The organism is Bradyrhizobium sp. AUGA SZCCT0158 (genome assembly GCF_018130065.1).
In the GTDB taxonomy this organism is placed as follows: domain Bacteria; phylum Pseudomonadota; class Alphaproteobacteria; order Rhizobiales; family Xanthobacteraceae; genus Bradyrhizobium.
Genome location: NZ_JAFCME010000028.1, coordinates 51,390 through 71,978, shown reverse-complemented (window position 1 = coordinate 71,978; position 20,589 = coordinate 51,390). Strand labels below are relative to the sequence as shown.

At 63.0% G+C, this 20,589-nt stretch carries 14 protein-coding genes; 7 read left to right on the top strand and 7 right to left on the bottom strand.

Annotated features, from left to right (window positions below):
• Positions 1–647: 647 nt before the first annotated feature.
• The 3 genes from maiA to metF all read right to left on the bottom strand — a co-directional run bounded on the left by maiA (position 648) and on the right by metF (position 6,208).
• On the bottom strand, positions 648–1,310 hold the full coding sequence (gene maiA / locus JQ574_RS29255; RefSeq protein ID WP_212206221.1) for a maleylacetoacetate isomerase: 663 nt from the start codon (positions 1,308–1,310) through the stop codon (positions 648–650).
• Between the two features lie 127 nt (positions 1,311–1,437).
• Positions 1,438–5,292, bottom strand: coding sequence for a methionine synthase (gene metH, locus JQ574_RS29250; protein WP_212206847.1), 3,855 nt, complete (start codon positions 5,290–5,292; stop codon positions 1,438–1,440).
• A 4-nt stretch (positions 5,293–5,296) separates the two neighbouring features.
• Positions 5,297–6,208, bottom strand: a complete 912-nt coding sequence (gene metF, locus JQ574_RS29245; protein ID WP_212206229.1) for a methylenetetrahydrofolate reductase [NAD(P)H] — start codon at positions 6,206–6,208, stop codon at positions 5,297–5,299.
• Positions 6,209–6,603: 395 nt separating this feature from the next.
• Between metF and JQ574_RS29240 the strand changes: the two genes are divergently transcribed.
• Positions 6,604–7,623: an LLM class flavin-dependent oxidoreductase gene (locus tag JQ574_RS29240; RefSeq protein ID WP_212384124.1), complete on the top strand. Its 1,020-nt coding sequence runs from the start codon at positions 6,604–6,606 to the stop codon at positions 7,621–7,623.
• Between the two features lie 95 nt (positions 7,624–7,718).
• Here the strand turns inward: JQ574_RS29240 and JQ574_RS29235 are convergent, their stop codons facing one another.
• Together JQ574_RS29235 and JQ574_RS29230 are read right to left on the bottom strand one after the other, a co-directional pair.
• A complete protein-coding gene (locus tag JQ574_RS29235; protein ID WP_212206233.1) occupies positions 7,719–8,579 on the bottom strand; it encodes a prephenate dehydratase in 861 nt (286 codons plus the stop codon).
• Between the two features lie 31 nt (positions 8,580–8,610).
• Positions 8,611–9,351, bottom strand: coding sequence for a 3-deoxy-manno-octulosonate cytidylyltransferase (locus JQ574_RS29230; protein WP_212206235.1), 741 nt, complete (start codon positions 9,349–9,351; stop codon positions 8,611–8,613).
• A 209-nt stretch (positions 9,352–9,560) separates the two neighbouring features.
• Between JQ574_RS29230 and JQ574_RS29225 the strand changes: the two genes are divergently transcribed.
• The 6 genes from JQ574_RS29225 to JQ574_RS29200 all read left to right on the top strand — a co-directional run bounded on the left by JQ574_RS29225 (position 9,561) and on the right by JQ574_RS29200 (position 18,104).
• The gene (locus JQ574_RS29225; RefSeq protein WP_212206243.1) at positions 9,561–10,109 is read left to right on the top strand and encodes a cytochrome c family protein; all 549 of its coding nucleotides are present in this window, start codon (positions 9,561–9,563) and stop codon (positions 10,107–10,109) included.
• A 331-nt stretch (positions 10,110–10,440) separates the two neighbouring features.
• Complete coding sequence (locus JQ574_RS29220; RefSeq protein WP_212206860.1) at positions 10,441–12,291, top strand: extracellular solute-binding protein; 1,851 nt, start codon at positions 10,441–10,443, stop codon at positions 12,289–12,291.
• A 23-nt stretch (positions 12,292–12,314) separates the two neighbouring features.
• Entirely contained in the window at positions 12,315–14,183 is a 1,869-nt protein-coding gene (locus tag JQ574_RS29215; RefSeq protein WP_212206862.1) for an extracellular solute-binding protein, read from the top strand.
• A gap of 3 nt (positions 14,184–14,186) precedes the next feature.
• A complete protein-coding gene (locus tag JQ574_RS29210; protein ID WP_212206245.1) occupies positions 14,187–15,293 on the top strand; it encodes a microcin C ABC transporter permease YejB in 1,107 nt (368 codons plus the stop codon).
• A complete protein-coding gene (locus tag JQ574_RS29205; protein WP_212206248.1) occupies positions 15,293–16,471 on the top strand; it encodes an ABC transporter permease in 1,179 nt (392 codons plus the stop codon). The genes JQ574_RS29210 and JQ574_RS29205 overlap by 1 nt, the downstream gene beginning before the upstream one ends.
• Before the next feature lie 7 nt (positions 16,472–16,478).
• On the top strand, positions 16,479–18,104 hold the full coding sequence (locus JQ574_RS29200; RefSeq protein WP_212206250.1) for an ABC transporter ATP-binding protein: 1,626 nt from the start codon (positions 16,479–16,481) through the stop codon (positions 18,102–18,104).
• A 56-nt stretch (positions 18,105–18,160) separates the two neighbouring features.
• Here the strand turns inward: JQ574_RS29200 and JQ574_RS29195 are convergent, their stop codons facing one another.
• Both JQ574_RS29195 and JQ574_RS29190 read right to left on the bottom strand, forming a co-directional pair.
• Complete coding sequence (locus tag JQ574_RS29195; protein WP_212206252.1) at positions 18,161–19,003, bottom strand: NlpC/P60 family protein; 843 nt, start codon at positions 19,001–19,003, stop codon at positions 18,161–18,163.
• The gene (locus JQ574_RS29190) at positions 18,996–20,378 is read right to left on the bottom strand and encodes a M17 family metallopeptidase (RefSeq protein ID WP_212206254.1); all 1,383 of its coding nucleotides are present in this window, start codon (positions 20,376–20,378) and stop codon (positions 18,996–18,998) included. The genes JQ574_RS29195 and JQ574_RS29190 overlap by 8 nt, the downstream gene beginning before the upstream one ends.
• Between the last annotated feature and the right edge of the window lie 211 nt (positions 20,379–20,589).

Sequence of the window (20,589 nt, the reverse complement as noted above, 5' to 3'; positions counted from 1 at the left end):
CCTCGTCGGGCAAATCAGCGGTTTGAATCGTCGCGTCCCGCCCGACAAGAGGGGCGTGCGCACGTCACGAACGCGCGGCGGGATGCGGTGGACGCTTGTTCACGTCTGACGACGGCGTGGATTAAGCGTACGGCAAAACCGTGTGGTCCTGGCGCCCGTTGCCGGCGTCAAGCTGTCGAGAAGCGTGAGCGGAAACGATAGCGACGGAGTCAACCCAGAACTCGTCTCCGGGGAGATCACGGCATAAGCCGTAAAGCCATTGCGCAGGGAAGGCCGGGTGTTCTCCGCTGCCCTGTATGCTCGTGTGCAGCCTACTTAGTGCAAACCGCACACGGGACCGCGGGTGCAGCGCGCACCCGGTCTTCCCTGCGCCCTCTCATTGATGAGGGCTGAGGAATTTCTGTCAAAGCTCGGGCGCAACGCGCCGCGAGAATACGAACACACATCTGCTGTTTGAAAGTTGGATCGAAAATGCGCGCGACGTGGACGGTGGGCTCCCTCCCCCCTTGCGGGGGAGGGCCGGGGAGAGGGGTTCTCACGGGCAGTCCCGATGACGCCACCCCTCTCCCTAACCCTCCCCCGCAAGGGGGGAGGGAACAGACCTGCCGCGCATGCACAGAGGTTTTCTCATGGCGACGGCTGCTCGCTCACCCCTTGCTCCGCATCGCCTCCGGCGTATCGGGCTGCATCGATGGATGCGCGCTGGCAAATTCCGGCAGCGCCATCGCGGTCTCGAAGATGCGCTTCACGGCCGGATAGGGCGCAAGGTCGATCTGCTGATTGACCGCCGCGGTGACGTGGGTGACCAGGCAGATGTCGGCCATGCCGGGCGTATCGCCATGACAAAAGCGACCGATCGCCTTGTGGCCGGCAAGATGGCTTTCCAGCGCAGCCAGCGTCTCCACGGTCCAGTGTCGCCGCCATGCGGCCTGCTGGGTGTCGCGCAAATTCAGTTCGTGATCGAGATAGCGGCGCACCCGCGGCGTCAGCAGCGGATGGCCTTCGCAGGCGACCATTTGCGCGAGCCCGCGCACCCGGGCGCGGCCGCGCGGATCGGCCGGCAGCAGCGGCGGAGCGGGATGCATCTCCTCGAGATATTCGAGGATCGCGAGCGACTGAAACAGCACGGTGCCGTCATCCAGCACCAGCGACGGCAGCGCCATCTGCGGATTGACGCGGCGATATTCTTCACCGCGCTGCGCGTTGGCGTCGAGATCGATGAACACGACTTCCGCCGGCAGGTTCTTCAGATTGAGCGCGATGCGAACGCGAAAGCTCGCCAGCGATCGCCAGAAGGAAAAGAATTTCATGGAGGAGCCTCGGCACACTCTGTCATGCCCGGGCTTGACCCGGGCATCCATCCACCTTCGAGAGAGTCTCCTGAAGATGGATCACCGGGTCAAGCCCGGTGATGACAGTGGTATATGCCGGGAAGCCTTACGCTCCCACCGCCTTCTTGCGATACGCCAGATGCACCGCGCAGGTACACCCCGGCGGATGCGAGGCGACATCGTTGGCGGGGACCGCCGCGATCGGCGCGGGCGCCGGTGCCGCCGGCTGATCCTGCGACGGAATGTAATTCAGCACCGGGGCCAGCCAGCGCTCGGTCTCGGCGAGGCTCATGCCCTTGCGCGCGGCGTAGTCCTCGACCTGGTCGCGCTCGATCTTGCCGACGCCGAAGTAAAAACTCTCGGCGTGGCTGAAATAGAGCCCGGACACCGACGAGCCCGGCCACATCGCATAACTCTCGGTGAGTTTTACGCCCGCGGTATTCTCCGCGTCGAGCAGCCGGAACAGCGTCGCCTTCTCGGTGTGATCGGGCTGAGCGGGGTAACCGGGCGCGGGGCGGATGCCGGCATATTGTTCAAGGATCAGCTGATCCGGCGCCAGCGCCTCGTCCGGTGCATAGCCCCAGAATTCCCGGCGTACGCGCGCATGCATCCGTTCGGCGAAGGCTTCGGCGAGACGATCGGCCAGTGCCTTGCACAGGATCGAGGAGTAATCGTCATTGGCGTTCTTGAAGCGGTCGGCGACGACGTCCTCGCCGATCCCGGCGGTGACGACGAAGGCGCCGATATAGTCGGGCACGCCGGAAGCGCTAGGTGCGATGAAATCCGACAGCGCCGAATTGAAGCGGCCTTCGCGCTTCTCCAGTTGCTGGCGCAGCGTGTGGAAGGTCGCGATCTCGGTCTTCCGGCTATCGTCCGCGTACACCTTGATGTCGTCGCCGACAGCGTTGGCCGGCCAGAAGCCGATGGTGGCGCGCGCCGTGAACCACTTCTCCTTGATGATCAGGTCCAGCATCTTGCGGGCGTCGTCATAGAGCGAGCGGGCGACTTCGCCGATCTTGGGATCGTCGAGAATGGCCGGGAAGCGCCCGGTCAGTTCCCAGGTCTGGAAGAACGGCGTCCAGTCGATGTATTCGGCCAATTCAGCAAGGTCGTAGGCGTCAAAGCTCCGGATGCCGAGGAACGCCGGCCTCGATGGCGGCGTCTTGGCGAAATCGATGGTCATCGCGTTGGCTCGGGCGTCCGCCAGCTTCAGCCGCTTCTTGTCGGCCTGGGCGCGGAAATGCGCCGCGGAGATTTTCGCGTATTCGGTCCGGATGTCGGCGGCATAGGCCTCGCGGCGGTCCGGCGACAGCAGCGAAGAAGCCACGCCGACGGCGCGGCTGGCGTCGTTGACATGAACCACCGGGCCGCCCTTGTAGTTCGGGTCGATCTTGACGGCGGTGTGAACGCGGCTGGTGGTGGCGCCACCGATCAACAGCGGCATGTTCATGCCCTGCCGTTGCATCTCGCCGGCGAGAAAACTCATCTCGTCCAGCGAGGGCGTGATCAGGCCGGACAGCCCGATGATGTCGGCGCCCTCGGCCTTGGCGGTCTCGATGATCTTGGCCGCCGGCACCATGACGCCGAGGTCGATCACCTCGAAATTGTTACATTGCAGCACGATGCCGACGATGTTCTTGCCGATGTCGTGGACGTCGCCCTTGACGGTCGCGAGCACGATCTTGCCGGCGGCGTTGCGGCCGCCGTTGCTGGTGACGCCATTGGCGAGGTTGCGCGCCTTCTCCTCTTCCATGAACGGCATCAGATAGGCCACCGCCTGCTTCATGACGCGGGCGGACTTCACCACCTGCGGCAGGAACATCTTGCCGTCGCCAAAGAGGTCGCCGACGATGTTCATGCCGTCCATCAGCGGGCCTTCGATCACGTTGAGCGGCCGCTCGACGGTCCTGCGCACCGCCTCGGTGTCTTCCTCGATATATTCGGTGATGCCGTGCACCAGCGCGTGAGAAAGCCGCTTCTCGACCGGCCATTCGCGCCAGGCCAGATCCTGCTCCTTGGTCTGCTTCTCCTTGCCGCGGAATTTCTCCGCCAGCGCCAGCAGTTTTTCGGACGCACCGGGATCGCGGTTGAGGATGACGTCTTCGCACACCTGGCGCAGCTCGGGGTCGATGTCGTCATAGACGATCATCTGCCCGGCATTGACGATGCCCATGTCCATGCCGGCCTTGATGGCGTGATACAGGAACACCGAATGCATCGCCTCGCGCACCGGCTCATTGCCGCGGAACGAGAACGACAGGTTGGAGACGCCGCCGGAAATATGGGCATGCGGCAGGTTCTGGCGGATCCAGCGCGTCGCCTCGATGAAGTCGACGCCGTAATTATTGTGCTCCTCCAGCCCGGTCGCGATCGCAAAGATGTTCGGGTCGAAGATGATGTCCTCGGGCGGGAAGCCGAGCTGGTCGACCAGGATGTCATAGGCGCGTTTGCAGATCTCGGTCTTGCGCGCGAACGTATCGGCCTGTCCGACCTCGTCGAACGCCATCACGACCACGGCTGCGCCATGGCGCTGCGCAATGCGGGCCTCGTGGATGAATTTTTCCTCGCCCTCCTTCATCGAGATCGAGTTCACCACCGCCTTGCCCTGAACGCATTTCAGGCCGGCTTCGATCACGCTGAATTTCGAGGAGTCCACCATGACGGGGACGCGGGCGATATCGGGCTCGGCGGCGACGAGGTTGAGGAACGTCACCATCGCGGCTTCGGAGTCGAGCAGGCCTTCGTCCATGTTGACGTCGATGATCTGGGCGCCGTTCTCGACCTGGTCGCGCGCGACCTGCAGGGCCGCGGTGTAGTCGCCGGCGGTGATCAGTTTACGAAATTTCGCCGAACCCGTGACGTTGGTGCGCTCGCCGACGTTTACAAACGGGATCGCGGGCGTGAGATCAAACGGCTCCAGGCCGGACAGCCGCAGACGCGGCTCAATCTCCGGAACGGCGCGGGGCTTGTGCGGGGCGACGGCCGCCGCAATCGCCGCGATGTGGGCGGGCGTGGTGCCGCAGCAGCCGCCGACGATGTTGACGAGGCCGGCTTGTGCGAACTCGCCGATCAGGCCCGCCATGAACTCCGGGCTCTCGTCATACTGGCCGAATTCATTGGGCAGGCCGGCGTTCGGATAGGCGCACACCAGCGTATCCGCGACGCGGCCGATGTCGGCGATGTGGGCGCGCAGATCCTCGGCGCCGAGCGCGCAGTTGAAGCCGATCGTGATCGGCTTGGCATGCCGCACCGAATTCCAGAAGGCCTCAGGCAATTGCCCCGAGAGGAGGCGGCCGGATTTGTCGGTGATGGTGCCCGAGATCATCACGGGCACGTCGATGCCGCGTTGCTCGCAGATTTCCGAGATCGCGTAGAGCGCCGCCTTGGCGTTCAGCGTGTCAAAAATGGTTTCGACCAGCAGCAGGTCGGCGCCGCCGTCAAGCAAGCCGTTGATCTGTTCGCCATAGGACTTGCGCAGATCGTCGAAGGTGACGGCGCGGTAGCCGGGGTTGGAGACGTCAGGCGAGATCGAGGCGGTGCGGTTGGTCGGCCCCAAGGCGCCGGCGACGAAACGTGGCTTGCCGTCCTCGGCGGTGACGCGCTCGGCCGCATTGCGGCAGAGCCGCGCGCCATCGCGGTTGAGTTCGTAGGCGAGGTCCGACATGTCGTAATCGGCCTGCGCGATCGAGGTCGAGGAGAAGGTATTGGTCGCGACGATGTCGGCGCCCGCGCGCAGATAATCGGCGTGAATGTCCTCGATCGCCTGCGGCTGGGTCAGGATCAGCAGATCGTTGTTGCCGCGGACGTCGCGGTGGAAATCCTTGAAACGCTCGCCGCGGAACGCTGCCTCGTCATATTGCAGGCCCTGAATCATGGTGCCCATGGCGCCATCGAGCACCAGGATGCGTTCGCGGGCAGCCGCGAGCAGGGCGGTTCGCTTCGGGGACACAGGTACGGTCATCGGATCAGGCAGCTTTCTGTGCGCCATTGGGACGGATGCCCAGCAAATGGCTGATCGTGAACACGAGGTCCGCGCGGTTCATGGTGTAGAAGTGAAAGGTGTCGACGCCCTGCTTTGCCAATTTCTGCACCTGGCCCGCCGCGACAGTTGCGGCCACGAGCTTTCGCGTCTCGGCGTCGTCGTCGAGCCCTTCGAACTTGTCGGCGAGCCAGGACGGCACCGTGGTGCCGGCGCGGGTCACGAAGCTGCGGGCCTGCTTGAAATTGTGCATCGGCATGATGCCGGGCACTACGGGGATGTTGATGCCGCGGGCGCGGACGCGGTCGAGGTAGCGCAGATAAAGGTCGTTATCGAAGAACACCTGGGTGATGGCGCGCGCCGCACCGGCGTCGACCTTGGCCTGCAGCGTGTCGATGTCGGCGTCGAGGTTCGGGCTCTCCGGATGCTTCTCCGGATAGGCCGAGACCGAGATTTCAAAATCGGGATAGCGCTTCTTGATGCCGGCGATCAGGTCGGGCGAACTTTGATAGCCGTCGGGATGCGCGTTGTAGGCGGTGCCGATGCCGGTGGTGGGGTCGCCGCGCAGCGCCACGATGTGGCGGACGCCGATCTCGTGATAGCGCGCGACCACGTCGTCGATCTCGCCCTTCGGGGCGCCGACGCAGGTCAGATGCGCGGCCGGCGTCAGGTTGGTCTCTTTCAGGATGCGGGCGATGGTCGAATGGGTGCGCTCCCGCGTGGATCCGCCGGCGCCATAGGTCACCGACACGAAATTGGGGGCGAGCGGCGCCAACCGGTTGATGGTTTCCCAGAGCGAGCGCTCCATCTCCTCGGTTTTCGGCGGGAAGAACTCAAAGGAGATTTTTGGCGATTGCAGCGCGCGGTGAATGGACGCAGCGGAGGTAACTTCGGTCATGGCACTCACAGGCTCCACAGGCGGACGGGCATCAGGCCTAGCGGCCATCAGCTAAAATAGGCCAAACGAGACCGTCCATACAGCCCATCAAGGATGGGAATTTGCCCAATTATTACATGAATAGTGAAATTTGTGGCCGTTATAGTAGGATGGTGGGCAGAATGATCTTCGAGCCAGAAGGCACAAAAAGATTATATAATACAGATAGTTGTGCCGTTTCTAAGTCCTGCAAGATGCTTCAACCAGTTGGTGGGCTAGATCGATATCAATCCTGCATATGGCGTCATGTCCCACGCGGAGCGGTGTCGAGTCCTGACTCCCGTCGCCGGCAGCGCGGGCCTGATCTGCGCAGGCCGGGCCTTTGTCGCTTCCGCCGGCCGCACTAGTCTAGCGCGATGACCCCGCTTTCAGTCCTCGACCTCTCCGTCGTCACCACAGGCACCAAACCCGCTGCGGCCTTGCGCAACAGCATCGATCTGGCGCGCCATGTCGATGAGCTTGGCTATGTCAGGTACTGGCTTGCCGAGCATCACAACCTCGCCTCGGTCGCGAGCCCCGCGCCCGATCTGATGATCGGACAGATCGCGGCGGTGACGAAAAACATCCGCGTCGGCTCCGGCGGCGTGATGCTGCCCAATCACGCGCCGCTGGTGGTGGCCGAACGCTTCAAGATGCTGGAGGCGCTGTTCCCAGGCCGCATCGACCTCGGACTCGGCCGTGCGCCGGGCACCGATGGCGCCACGGCTTACGCGTTGCGCAGCCGGCTCGACAAGCGCGAGGGTGACGATTTCCTCGAACGGCTGCAGGAGCTCATCCTGTGGGAGACGCGCGATTTCCCGGCCGGCCACCCCTACAACAATGTGGTCGCGATGCCGGACGATTCGCCGCTGCCGCCGATCTGGCTGCTCGGCTCCAGCGACTACAGTTCCGAACTCGCCGCCCAGGTCGGCATGGGCTTCGCGTTCGCGCATCATTTCGCCTCCTATGATGCGATCGAGGCGATGACGCATTACCGCGCGCGCTTCAAACCGTCGGGCTGGCGCCCGGCGCCGCACGGCATTCTGGCGGTCGCCGCCGTCGCCGCCGAAACCGACGCCGAGGCCGAAAAGCTGGCGTCCTCGATGGATCTCAATCGCCTGCGCCGCGACCGCGGCCAGTATCTGCCACTGCCTGATGTCGAGGAGGCGCTGGCCTATCCCTATTCGGACGCCGAGCGGGCCTCGATCACGCGCAACCGCTCTCGCCTGTTCGTCGGTAGCCCCGCGACCCTGATGGCCAGACTGCAGCCGATGATCACGGCAAGCCAGCCGGATGAACTGATGATCATCACCGCGGTATACGACCACGACGCACGAAAGAAGTCGTATAGTCTGCTGGCGGAAGCGTTCGGGCTCAGCAAAAAAGCGGCGGCGTAAGCGGCGTCATTCCGGGGCGACGCGAAGCGTCGAACCCGGAATCTCGAGATTCCGGGTTCAGCCCTACGGGCTGCCCCGGAATGACAACGAAGAGATTACTCCGTCGCTTCGCTGAACGTCAGGCGGAACGGCTGCGCCGGGTAGACGCCGACGATGCGGAATTCGCGCGAGAAGAATTTCAGCTCCTCCAGCGCGAACGCCAGGCTCCGGTCCTCGGGGTGGCCGTCGACATCGGCGTAGAATTGCGTGGCGAAGAATTCGCCGTCGACCATGTAGCTTTCCAGCTTGGTCATGTTGACGCCGTTGGTGGCAAAACCGCCGAGTGCCTTGTAGAGCGCGGCGGGAAGGTTGCGCACCCGGAAAACAAAAGTCGTCACCAGCGGCCCCGATCCCTGCTCGGCCCACTGGGCTTCGCGCGCCAGCACCACAAAGCGCGTGGTGTTGTGGGCCTCGTCCTCGACATCCTCGGCCAGAATGTCGAGACCGTAGATATTGGCGGCGAGGCGTGACGCAATCGAGGCGCAATGCTTGTCACCGCGTTCGGCGACGATGCGCGCGCTTCCGGCGGTGTCGCCCGAAACGACCGGCTTGATGCCAAGCTTGCGGATGATGCGGCGGCACTGGCCGAGCGCGTGGACGTGGCTCTCGACGGTCTTGATGTCGGCGAGTTTGGCGCCGCGCGGCGCCATCAGCTGGTGGTGGATCGGCAGAAACCACTCGCCGACGATGAACAGCCCGGAATGCGGCAGCAGATGATGGATGTCGGCGACGCGGCCGGCGACCGAATTCTCGATCGGGATCATCCCCAAATCCGCTTCGCCTGAGGAGATCGCGGCCAGCGCGTCCTCGAAGGTCGGGCACGGCAACGGCTCGGCGTCCGGATAGGCCTCGACGATGGCGATATGGGAGTTGGCACCAGGTTCGCCCTGGAACGCGATTTTCAGCTTGCTTGTCATGTCGTCTTTCTGGGGGCCTTGTATCAGCCGTTCAGGTTTTGGCCAGCATCTGGCGGGCGGTTTCGAGGTCGGCCGGGGTATCGACGCCCCGCGGGACCGTGTCCACGATCATGACGTCGATCCGCATGCCGGCTTCCAGCGCTCGGAGCTGCTCGAGTTTCTCCTGCTGCTCGAGCGGCGAGGGCGGCAGCGCCACAAAGCGCTCCAGCGCGGCGCGGCGATAGGCGTAAAGGCCGATATGATGGTAGCGCGGCCCGACGCCGGTGGGCGCCGTCGCCCGCGTAAAATAAAGCGCCCGCAACCGCCGCGGGCCGATCGGCGAGCCGACCGCCTTGACCACGCTCGGCGCGAGGTCCTCTTCCTCGGTATGGATTTGGGCCGCCAGCGTCGCGATATCGACCGCCGGATCGGCCAGCGGCGGCAGCACGTCACGGATATTCTCCGGCGAGATGGTCGGAAAATCGCCCTGCAGATTGACGATGATCTCGGCCTCGCCGTCGGGATCGAGCGCCTTCATCGCCTCGTAAATCCGGTCCGAGCCGGACGGGTGGTCTGGGCGGGTCATGACCGCTTCGCCGCCATGGGCGGTCACCGCGGCGGCGATTTCCGCCGTATCGGTGGCGACCGCGACCCGGCCGATGTTGGCAGCTTCCGCCCGCCGCAGCACATGAACGATCATCGGCACCCCGCCGATGTCCAGCAGCGGCTTGCCGGGCAGCCTTGTGGCGGCCATGCGGGCGGGAATCAGCACCAGGTTGCGGGTTTCGGTCATCGGGCGCGAGGTCACGGGCTAGCGAAAACAGGCCGGAAATAATGGGGATTGGCGGAAAGTCGGGGCGTTTATACGGGTTGCCAGAGCCCGGGCAAACCGATATCTCAACCCTGCTGAGGGTGCGGCGCGAAAGCCTGATTCCTGAGGCTAAACCGCGGCCGTTTGCCGGCCTTTAAGTCGATCCTTTAAGGCCTGGAGCCTGAGCCACTATGGACTCCTTCGAACTCAACAAAATTCTCGGCGCCGTTCTCGCCACCTGTCTTCTCGTCCTGGTGACGAGCTTCGCCGCCAACGCGATTTTCGCGCCCCATATGCCGGAGAAGCCGGGCTTCGAGATCGCCGTGAAGGAAGTGACGCAGGGCGGGGCCAAGGAAGCCGCGGCGCCATCAGAGCCGATCGAGAAATTGCTGCAGACCGCCTCGGTTGAAAAGGGCGCCGGCGCCGCCAAGAAGTGCGCGGCCTGCCACACCTTCGAAAAGGGCGGCCCCAACCGGGTCGGTCCGAACCTGTTCGGTGTCATCAACGAGAAGAAGGGCGAGGGGCGCGCCGGCTTCAACTTCTCGGCCGCGATGAAGGGCAAGGGTGGCACCTGGACCTTTGACGACATGAACAAGTTCCTCGCCAATCCGAAGGGCTTTATTCCGGGCACCGCGATGGGCTTTGCCGGTATCACAAAGGACAGCGAGCGCGCCGACGTGATTGCTTATCTGGCCACGCTGGCGGACAAGCCGGTGCCGCTGCCGACGGCGGCGAAATAACATTTCGACAGTCCTGCATGGACTTCGGCGACATGACGGCCAGGCATTGCCTGGCCGTTTGCATATCGCGTTGTTGTTATCGGGACCTTTCGCCGCACCGGCGCGTTGCGTTGGCTGATAACATGAGGAAAAAGCAACGAAATTCGTCGTACCCTTGCCTTATACTGGGCCCTCACTGGAGCATGATCCGGAAAAGCGGACACCGGTTTTCTGATTAGGATCATACCCCTGCGATTATGCCCTGAAGATCAGACCTTGGTCCCACAGCAACAGGAATTCTGCATTGGCGATCACCCGACGACACCTCCTGCAAGGCGGCGCTGTGGCGGCGATGGCCCCGGCGCTGGGGCTTAATGCGAACCTTTTCGCGATTGACGTCGCCCGCGCCCAGTCCGAAATCAATGGGCTGGAATGGCGCCACGCGCTCTCCCTGTTTGGTGACATCAAGTATCCAGCCGACTTCAAACATTTCGACTATGTCAATCCGAGCGCCCCCAAGGGCGGCGTCGCCCGGATGATCTCGATCGGCACGTTTGATAACTTCAATCTCGCCGTCGCCGGCGTTAAAGGCTCGCTCGCGCCGGCCGCCACGCTGATCTATGAGACGCTGATGACCAAATCGCAGGACGAGGTCGTCACCGAATATGGCCTACTGGCCGAAGCGGCGGCTCATCCGGAAGACTTTTCCTGGGTCGTCTACCGTCTCCGCAAGGAGGCGCGCTGGCACGACGGCAAGCCGGTCACGCCCGAAGATGTGATTTTCTCGATTGATGCGTTGAAGCAGTTCAGCCCGATGTACGGCTCCTATTACCGGCACGTGGTCAAGACGGAGAAGGCCGGCGAGCGCGATATCAAGTTCACTTTTGACGGTCCGGGAAATCGTGAACTGCCGACCATCGTCGGTGAATTGCCGGTCTTGCCCAAGCACTATTGGGAAGGCACCGACAGCCAGGGCCGCAAGCGCGACATCTCGTCAACGACATTGGAGCCGCCGCTGGGCTCGGGTCCTTATCGGATCAAGGAATTCGTTGCGGGCCGCTCCGTCACCCTAGAGCGCGTTAAGGACTATTGGGGTGCGCAAATTCCGGCTCAAATTGGAACGAACAATTTCGACCAACTGCGCTTCGAGTTCTTTCGCGACAATCTGGTTGCGCTGGAGGCCTTCAAGGCAGACCAAGCGGACTGGATTAGCGAGAATTCGGCCAAGCAATGGGCAACCCAGTATGAATTTCCGGCTGTCGTCGAGAAGCGGGTCGTCAAGGAAGAATTCAAGATCAACGATTCAGGCCGGATGCAGGCCTTCGTGCTCAATTTGCGCCGGGATCAATTCAAGGATGCGCGTTTGCGGCGGGCATTCAATTACGCCTACGATTTCGAGGAGATGAACAAGCAGCTCTTCTATAGCCAGTACAAGCGCATCAACAGCTACTTCGAGGGTACAGAGCTTGCATCATCCGGGTTGCCGGAAGGACGTGAACTGCAAATCCTCGAAGCGGTGCGTGACAAGGTGCCGGCCGAAGTCTTCACAAAGCCCTATGTCAATCCGGTTGGCGGTAATCCGGAGGCGGTGCGCGCCAATTTGCGGGAGAGTGCGAGGCTTCTGAAGGAGGCAGGCTTTCTGGTGCGCGACCAGAAGCTCGTTGATAGCAACGGCAAGCCTGTTACCGTGGAAATCCTGGTGCAGGATCCGCCTGCCGAGCGCATTGCCCTGTTTTTCAAGCCATCACTTGAGCGCATCGGAGTCACGACGTCGATCCGGGTGGCCGATGACGCGCAATATCAAAATCGCATCCGCAGTTTCGATTTCGACATGATCATCGACCAATGGGGGCAGTCTCTGTCACCGGGCAATGAGCAACGGGAATTCTGGAGTTCGCGCACCGCCGATCAGCCGGGTTCGAGGAACACCGTCGGCATCAAGAATCCCGCCGTCGATGCGCTGATCGAGCAAGTGATTTTTGCCAAGGACCGTGAGGAATTGGTGGCGGCGACCCGAGCGCTGGACCGTGTGCTGCTCTGGAACTTCTATGTCATACCCCAATTCACCTATGGTTTCTCGCGCTACGCCCGCTGGGATCGTTTCAGCCACGCCGAGCCGTTGCCAAAATACGGCCGTTCGGGTCTTCCCTCGCTGTGGTGGTATGACGCCGAAAAGGCAGCCAAGATCGGAAAGCGCAGTTGAAGGAAAAGCGCAAGGAAAACCGGATGGCGCACCTCAATCGCCGGCACGTGCTGGGGCTCGGCCTCGGCGCGGTGAGTGCCAGCATGTTTCGTCCCGCCGCCGCCGACAATGGCGGCACCGAGATGCACGGCATGTCGGTCTTCGGCGACCTGAAATACCCGGCTGACTTCAAGCATTTCGACTACGTCAATCCGGATGCGCCGAAGGGCGGCTTATTTTCCACGATCCCGTCGACCCGCGCCTACAACCAGTCCTTCCAGACGTTCAATTCGTTCAACGCTTTCATCCTCAAGGGCGAGGGCGCCAAGGGCATGGAGCTGACCTTTGATTCGCTGATGGCGCGCGCCAATGACGAGCCCGACGCGATGTATGGCCTTGCGGCGAAGTCGGTGCGGATTTCGCCGGACAAGCTCACCTACCGCTTCACCATGCGCCCCGAGGCTCGCTTTCGCGATGGCTCGAAGATGACGGCGCACGACGTCGCCTTCTCGCTCAACACGCTGAAGGAAAAAGGCCATCCGCTGATTGTGGTCCAGCTGCGCGACATGGTGAAGGCCGAGGCGCTCGACGATGCGACGGTGGCCGTGATGTTTGCGCCAAACCGCGCGCGCGACGTTCCGCTTTATGTCGCTAGCCTGCCGATCTTCTCCAAAGCCTATTACGCGACGCGGCCATTCGAGGAATCGACCACCGATATCCCGCTCGGTTCGGGACCGTACAAGGTCGGCAAATACGAGATCAACCGCTTCGTCGAATACGACCGCGTCAAGGACTGGTGGGCGGCCGATCTTCCCGTCAATCGCGGCAGCTACAATTTCGACACCGTGCGTTATGAGTTCTATCGCGACCGCGATGTCGCGTTCGAAGGCTTTACCGGCAAGAATTATCTCTACCGCGAGGAATTCACGGCGCGCATCTGGGCCACCCGTTACGATTTTCCCGCGGTCAAGGACGGCCGGGTCAAACGTGAAACCCTGCCGGATGAATTGCCTTCGGGTGGGCAGGGCTGGTTCTTCAACACCCGCCGCGACAAGCTGAAAGACCCCAGGGTACGCGAAGCGGTCATCAACGCGTTCGATTTCGAATGGACCAACAAGACCGTGATGTACGGCGCCTATGCGCGCACGGTTTCGCCGTTCCAGAATTCGGACATGGTGGCGACCGGGTTGCCGTCGCCTGAAGAGCTGAAGCTGCTCGAGCCGTTCCGCGGGCAGGTGCCCGCCGAGGTGTTCGGCGAGCCGTTCGTGCCGCCGGTGTCGGATGGGTCGGGCCAGGACCGGACTTTGCTGCGCAAGGCCGGGCAGTTGCTGCAGGACGCGGGACTTGTGGTGAAGGACCGCAAGCGCCTGCTGCCGAACGGCGAAGTCTTGAAGATCGAGTTTCTGCTCGACGAGCCCTCGTTCAAACCGCATCATGCGACCTTCATCAAGAACCTGGAACTGCTCGGGATCGAGGCGGAAATCCGGCTGATCGACGCCGTACAGTATCGCGCTCGCGTGGAGTCGTTCGACTTCGACATGACGACGATGCGCCTCAGCATGTCGCCGACGCCGGGTGACAGCCTGCGGCCTTACTTCACATCGCATGCGGCGGCCACCAAGGGGTCGTACAATCTGGCGGGAGTAGCTAATCCTGCGATTGACGCGCTGGTCGACAAGGCCATCGGCGCCGAAACGCGCGCTGATCTGACGATCGCGTGCCGTGCGCTGGATCGGGTGTTTCGGGCCGGCCGCTATTGGGTGCCGCAGTGGTTTCGCACCAATCACCCGATCGCCTATTGGGATCAATTTTCCCATCCGCCCAAGCCGGCACGCTACACGCAAGGCACCGGAGCGCCAGACAACTGGTGGTTCGAGGCCAACAAGGCTGCGAAACTCGAGCAGGCGAAATAATTCATGGCCGCTTATATCGCCCGCCGTATTTTTCTGATGCTCCCGACGCTGCTCGGCATCCTGTTCGTGTCGTTCATCGTGGTGCAGTTCGCGCCGGGCGGTCCGGTCGAGCGCGTGCTCGCGCAGCTCTCCGGCGCCGACACCGGTGGCACCTCCAGAATATCGGGGGGCGGCGGCGACATGGGTCCGCGCGGCCAGGTCGGCGCATCGGCGGACGCCGTAGGCTCGAAATACCGCGGCGCGCAGGGGCTCGATCCGGAATTCATCAAGAAGCTGGAAGCGCAGTTCGGCTTCGACAAGCCGGCGTACGAACGCTTCGCGCTGATGGTGTGGAATTTCGCGCGGTTCGATTTCGGCAAGAGCTACTTTCGCGACGTCAGCGTGATCCAGCTGATCAAGGAGAAGCTGCCGGTCTCGATGTCGCTCGGGATCTGGATGACGCTGTTGACCTATCTGATCTCGATCCCGCTCGGCATCCGCAAGGCGGTGCAGGACGGCTCGCGGTTCGACACCTGGACCTCGGCGATCATCATCGTCGGGTTTGCGATTCCCGGCTTCCTGTTCGCGATCCTGTTGATCATCCTGTTCGCCGGCGGCTCGTTCTTCAACATCTTTCCGCTGCGCGGGCTGACCTCGGACGGCTGGGCGCAGTTCCCCTGGTACTGGAAAATCATCGACTATTTCTGGCACCTCACGCTGCCGCTGATCGCGATGGCGCTTGGCGCCTTCGCCACCATGACGCTGCTGACCAAGAACTCGTTCCTCGACGAGATCCGCAAGCAATATGTGATGACGGCGCGCGCCAAGGGCTGCGGCGAGCGGCAGGTGCTGTATAATCACGTCTTCCGCAACGCGATGCTGATCGTGATCGCGGGTTTTCCGAGCGCGTTCATTTCCGCCTTTTTCTCCGGCTCGCTCCTGATCGAGACCATCTTCTCGCTCGACGGGCTCGGCCTGCTCGGTTTCGAAAGCGTCTTGAACCGCGACTATCCCGTGGTGTTCGGCACGTTGTTCATCTTTTCGCTGGTCGGCCTCGTGGTCAATCTGATCTCCGACCTCGCCTATATGTGGGTCGATCCACGGATCGACTTCGAGGCGCGTGAGGTCTGATGACGATCACCGCACCCCAGCCGGTCGAGACCACGACGCAATCGCCGCTCGGCGAGGCCGTGCCGATGACGCGCCATGCCTTCACGCCGTCGCCGCTCAACCGCCGCCGCTGGCAGAACTTCAAGGCCAATCGCAGGGGGTACTGGTCGTTCTGGATCTTCATGGTCCTGTTCGTGGTCTCGCTGTTTGCGGAGCTGATCGCCAACGACAGGCCATTTTTGATAAAGTACGACGGTCGTCTCTATTGGCCCGCCTTCGTCAGCTATTCCGAAACCACCTTCGGCGGCGACTTCGAGACCGCCGCCGACTACCGCGATCCCTACTTGCAGAAGCAGATCGCCGACAAGGGCGGCACCATCATCTGGCCGCTGATCCGCTATTCCTACAGCACGCATAACCTCGATCTGCCGACGCCGGCGCCGTCGAAGCCGACCTGGATGCTCACTGAAGCCCAGTGCAAGGAAGTGGTGTCGAAGAAGGGGCTGAACGGCTGCAGCGACCTCGAATACAACTGGCTCGGCACCGACGACCAGGGCCGCGACGTGGTCGCGCGCTTGATCTACGGCTTTCGCATCTCGGTTCTGTTCGGCCTGACCTTGACGATCTTGTCCTCGATCATCGGCATCGCCGCGGGCGGCGTGCAGGGCTATTTCGGCGGCATGACCGATTTGCTGTTCCAGCGCTTCATCGAGATCTGGAACGCGATACCCTCGCTCTATCTGCTGCTGATCATCTCGGCGGTGCTGCCGCCGGGCTTCTTCATCCTGCTCGGCATTCTCCTGCTGTTTTCCTGGGTGTCGCTGGTGGGCCTGGTGCGCGCTGAGTTCTTGCGCGGCCGCAATTTCGAATACATCCAGGCGGCGCGGGCGCTCGGCGTCTCCAATGCCAGGATCATGTTCCGCCACCTGTTGCCGAACGCGATGGTGGCGACCATGACGTTCCTGCCGTTCATCGTGTCGTCGTCGGTGATGACGCTGACGGCGCTGGATTTCCTCGGTTTCGGTCTGCCGCCGGGCTCGCCGTCGCTGGGCGAATTGCTGGCGCAGGCAAAAGCCAACGTGCAGGCGCCCTGGCTCGGCCTCACCGGTTTCTTCTCGGTCGCGATCATGCTGTCGCTGTTGATCTTCATCGGCGAGGCCGCACGCGACGCCTTCGATCCGCGCAAGACGTTCAGGTAAGCGCAGCATGGACGCCATCAACCAGCCTCTGCTCGATGTCCGCGATCTGTCGGTGGCGTTCGGCGACACCCTTGCGGTGGATCATATCTCGTTTTCGATTCGGCGCGGCGAGTGCGTGGCGCTGGTCGGCGAATCCGGCTCTGGAAAATCCGTCAGTGCGTTGTCGATCCTGAGGCTGCTGCCGTATCCGACGGCCTCGCATCCTTCCGGCAGCATTCGCTTTCGCGGCCAGGATCTGTTGACCGCGCCCGAGAACGAGATGCGCGGAATCCGCGGCAACGACATCTCGATCATCTTCCAGGAGCCGATGACCTCGCTCAATCCGCTGCATACGATCGAGGCGCAGATCGGCGAGATCCTGTTTCTCCACAACGGCGTCCGCGGCGCGATGGCGCGGGCACGCACGCTCGAACTCCTGACCCAGGTCGGCATTCCCGATCCGGACCGGCGGCTGCAAAGCTATCCGCATCAATTGTCCGGCGGCCAGCGCCAGCGCGTCATGATCGCGATGGCGCTCGCCAACGAGCCGGACCTGTTGATCGCGGACGAACCGACCACGGCGCTGGATGTCACGGTGCAGGCCCAGATCCTGGCGCTGCTGGCCGAAATCCGCACGCGGCTCGGCATGAGCATGCTGTTCATCACCCATGATCTTGGCATCGTCCGCCGCATCGCCGATGTCGTCTGCGTCATGAATGGCGGCAAGATTGTCGAGCAGGGGCCGGTGGAACAGGTTTTTACGGCGCCTAAGCATTCATACACACGGGACCTGCTTGCGGCCGAACCAAAGCCCGACCCGGCGCCGCCGCGGCCCGATTCACCGGTGGTGATGTCGGCGGATAATTTGAAGGTCTGGTTTCCGGTCAAGCGCGGCCTGCTGCGCCGAACCGTCGATCACATCAAGGCGGTTGACGGCGTCAGCCTTGCGGTGCGCAAGGGTGAGACGCTCGGCGTTGTCGGCGAGTCCGGTTCCGGCAAGACCACGCTCGGCCTCGCGCTGCTGCGGCTGATCTCGTCGGACGGGCCGATCGTGTTCCTCGGCAACAACATCCAGGGCCTGCGTTTCAAGGCGATGCTGCCGTTCCGCCGCGACATGCAGATCGTGTTTCAGGATCCGTTCGGCGCGCTCTCACCGCGCATGTCGGTCGGCGATATCGTCGCCGAGGGCCTGAGCGTGCATCAGCCCAAGCTGACATATGAGGAGCGCGAGGCGCGCGTCATCAAGGCGCTGACGGATGTCGGCCTCGACCCCAAGACCCGGTTTCGCTATCCGCATGAATTCTCGGGCGGCCAGCGCCAGCGCATCTCCATCGCGCGCGCCGTGGTGCTGGAGCCCGATTTCGTCGTGCTGGACGAGCCGACCAGCGCGCTCGACATGCTGTTCCAGGCCCAGATGGTGGATCTCTTGCGCGAGCTGCAGCGCAAGCGCGACCTCACCTACATGTTCATCTCGCATGATCTGCGCGTGGTCGCGTCGCTCGCCAGCCATCTGATCGTGATGCGTCACGGCAAGGTGGTGGAGAAGGGGCCAGCCGCCGAGCTGTTCAAGAATCCGCAGAGCGACTACACCCGCGCGCTGTTCGCCGCCGCGTTCCGGATCGAAGCCGTGCCGGATGGGACGGTAGAGGTCTAGATAGCGTTTTCGAGCGAAGTGGACACCGGTTCGCGTAAAGAAAACGCGTCAGAGAACTAAAGCCGCTTGATCGACGTCACTTCGCTGCCTGCCGCCCTGATGCGGGCGATGGCCTCGGCCGTATTTTCAACTACCGTTGCCATGTGATGCGCGTTGGCGTGGACGATGGTGTCGGCGTCGCGCACGATCGCGACATGGCCCTTCCAGAAGATCAGGTCGCCGCGTTGCAGCTTCTTGGTTTCGGAGGGATTCAAGGCGCGGCCGAGGCCGTCCTGCTGCATGTCGCTGTCGCGCGGGCAGCCGGTGCCGGCGGCGCTAAGCGAAACCTGCACGAGCCCGGAGCAGTCGATGCCGAGGCTGCTCTTGCCGCCCCACAGATAGGGCGTGCCGACGAATTTTTCCGCGACCGCAACAAAGTCCTTTTCCATCGCCTCCAGACCACCGACATGCCGGCGCGGCAGGTACCAGCCTTCGCGCGTGACGGCGAACGCGCCGTCCTCGCGCGCCACCGTGATCAGCGTCCCCAGCGACAGCGTATCCACCGGCGGCAGCTTGATCGACGCGGCCGGAAACGCAAAGGTCCGTAGCACCGTGACCTTGTGAGTCGGCGCGGCAGATGGTTTGCCGAGCGCGGCATCGGGAATCCAGCCGACATAGCCGTCGCTGTTCAATTGGCCCCAGGCAAAGCCTTCGCCGTTGCGGTCGTAGATCGTGACGCGTTCGCCTTTCAGCGCCTGCGTCAGCAACGCGGCGTCGGCGGCCGGCGCCTCGCGCAGCGGCGCGATCGCATCGACCACACAGAATTCCTCGCCGGTCACAAAGCGCGCCGCCGTGACCTTGCCTTCGAGATATTTGGCGGCGAGGTCCGGACGGGCCGGGGTCAGGCGTGGATCATCCATAGCGTTCGCTCAATAGTTTATAGATCGCGCGCGCGGCCTGGCATTCGCCGCCCTCGGGGCGCGCGGGTTTGGCCGACGGAGTCCAGCCGTAGATATCGACATGCAGCCAGCTTTGGGCGTCGGAGACGAAGCGCTGCAGGAACAGCGCGCAGGTGATCGAACCGGCAAAACCGCCCGACGGCGCGTTGTTGATATCGGCGACTTTCGAATCCAGCCAGGAATCGTAGGCCGGCCACAGCGGCATGCGCCACAACGGATCCTGCTCCCCGGTTGCGAAACGCGCAACATCCTGCGCCAGCGTCTCATCATTGGTGTAAAAGGGCGGTAAATCCGGCCCCAATGCAACACGCGCCGCACCGGTCAGGGTTCCCAGATCGACCAGCAGATCGGGCTTCTCTTCGCAGGCAAACGCCAGCGCGTCGGCCAGCACCAGCCGGCCCTCGGCGTCGGTGTTGCCGATCTCGACGTTAAGTCCCTTGCGCGACTTGAAGATGTCGAGCGGGCGGAAGGCGTTGCCGGCCACCGCGTTCTCGACGGCGGGGATCAGCACCCGCAGCCGGACATTCAGCTTGGCATCCATGACCATCTGGGCCAGCGCCAGCACATTGGCCGCACCGCCCATGTCTTTCTTCATGATCAGCATGCCGCTGGAGGGTTTTAGGTCGAGCCCGCCGGTGTCGAAGCAAACGCCCTTGCCGACCAGCGTCACCTTGGGATGATCAAGGTCGCCCCAGCTCATATCGATCAGCCGCGGCGCGCGCGTCGAGGCCATGCCGACCGCGTGGATCAGCGGGAAATTCTGCTGAATCAGTTCGTCGCCGACAATTGTCTTGAAGCTGGCGCCGAAGCGCGCCGCGAGTTGCCCGGCGGCCGCCGCCAGCTCTTCCGGGCCCATGTCGTTCGACGGCGTATTGATGAGGTCGCGCGCCAGCGAGGCCGCTTCTGCCATCCGCGCGACGTCCGATATGTCCACGCCATCGGGTGGCACCAGGCGCACATCGGGTTTGTCGGTCTTGCGATAGCGGCCGAATCGGTAGCTGCCGAGAGCAAAGGCGAGCGTGGCCAGACGCGTGTCGTGCGGCGCATTGGCGAAGCGATAGACGCCAGGCGGCAGCAGCCCCGGCAGCGCGCCGGGCCGGAACAGGTCACGGGATTTGCTGCCTTCCTCTTCGAGACCGAAGATGACCTGCGCGATCCGTCCATCGGGCGAGGGGAGCGTCAGGCACTTGCCGGGCTTGGCGGCAAAATCGTTGGCGAGAGCAAATTGCTGGGCGTGTGGAGGAAGCTCCTTGCTGACCGTGGCCCATGTCGCCTTTGTGGCAAAATAAATCGGAATGCTGGAGGCGGCGGGCGCGGTCTCGAACGGGGATTGCATGCTTGTCTCGCGGAAATAGGGCGGCTCGGTCAGCTGCCGAGCTTGCAGGATATTCGTGTGACTTCAATGGTGAAGCTGCAAAATTGTACGTCAAAACCCCGTCGGGGGCCCAACGCAGAGCCGGAGCTCCCGCCTGCCGATTAACCAGCCGTTAGGGTTAACAGTCTATTGCTGGCGTGTTCGGCTCCACCCGAAATCGTGAGTTGAAGTG

Bases quoted from the DNA above. Each gene is read 5' to 3' on its own strand.
- JQ574_RS29190 (WP_212206254.1), bottom strand. From the start codon at position 20,378: ATGCAATCCCCGTTCGAGACCGCGCCCGCCGCCTCCAGCATTCCGATT.
- JQ574_RS29205 (WP_212206248.1), top strand. From the start codon at position 15,293: ATGACGATCACCGCACCCCAGCCGGTCGAGACCACGACGCAATCGCCG.
- JQ574_RS29215 (WP_212206862.1), top strand. From the start codon at position 12,315: ATGGCGCACCTCAATCGCCGGCACGTGCTGGGGCTCGGCCTCGGCGCG.
- JQ574_RS29210 (WP_212206245.1), top strand. From the start codon at position 14,187: ATGGCCGCTTATATCGCCCGCCGTATTTTTCTGATGCTCCCGACGCTG.
- metH (WP_212206847.1), bottom strand. From the start codon at position 5,292: ATGACCGTACCTGTGTCCCCGAAGCGAACCGCCCTGCTCGCGGCTGCC.
- JQ574_RS29195 (WP_212206252.1), bottom strand. From the start codon at position 19,003: ATGGATGATCCACGCCTGACCCCGGCCCGTCCGGACCTCGCCGCCAAA.
- maiA (WP_212206221.1), bottom strand. From the start codon at position 1,310: ATGAAATTCTTTTCCTTCTGGCGATCGCTGGCGAGCTTTCGCGTTCGC.
- metF (WP_212206229.1), bottom strand. From the start codon at position 6,208: ATGACCGAAGTTACCTCCGCTGCGTCCATTCACCGCGCGCTGCAATCG.
- JQ574_RS29225 (WP_212206243.1), top strand. From the start codon at position 9,561: ATGGACTCCTTCGAACTCAACAAAATTCTCGGCGCCGTTCTCGCCACC.
- JQ574_RS29240 (WP_212384124.1), top strand. From the start codon at position 6,604: ATGACCCCGCTTTCAGTCCTCGACCTCTCCGTCGTCACCACAGGCACC.
- JQ574_RS29230 (WP_212206235.1), bottom strand. From the start codon at position 9,351: ATGACCGAAACCCGCAACCTGGTGCTGATTCCCGCCCGCATGGCCGCC.
- JQ574_RS29220 (WP_212206860.1), top strand. From the start codon at position 10,441: ATGGCCCCGGCGCTGGGGCTTAATGCGAACCTTTTCGCGATTGACGTC.
- JQ574_RS29235 (WP_212206233.1), bottom strand. From the start codon at position 8,579: ATGACAAGCAAGCTGAAAATCGCGTTCCAGGGCGAACCTGGTGCCAAC.
- JQ574_RS29200 (WP_212206250.1), top strand. From the start codon at position 16,479: ATGGACGCCATCAACCAGCCTCTGCTCGATGTCCGCGATCTGTCGGTG.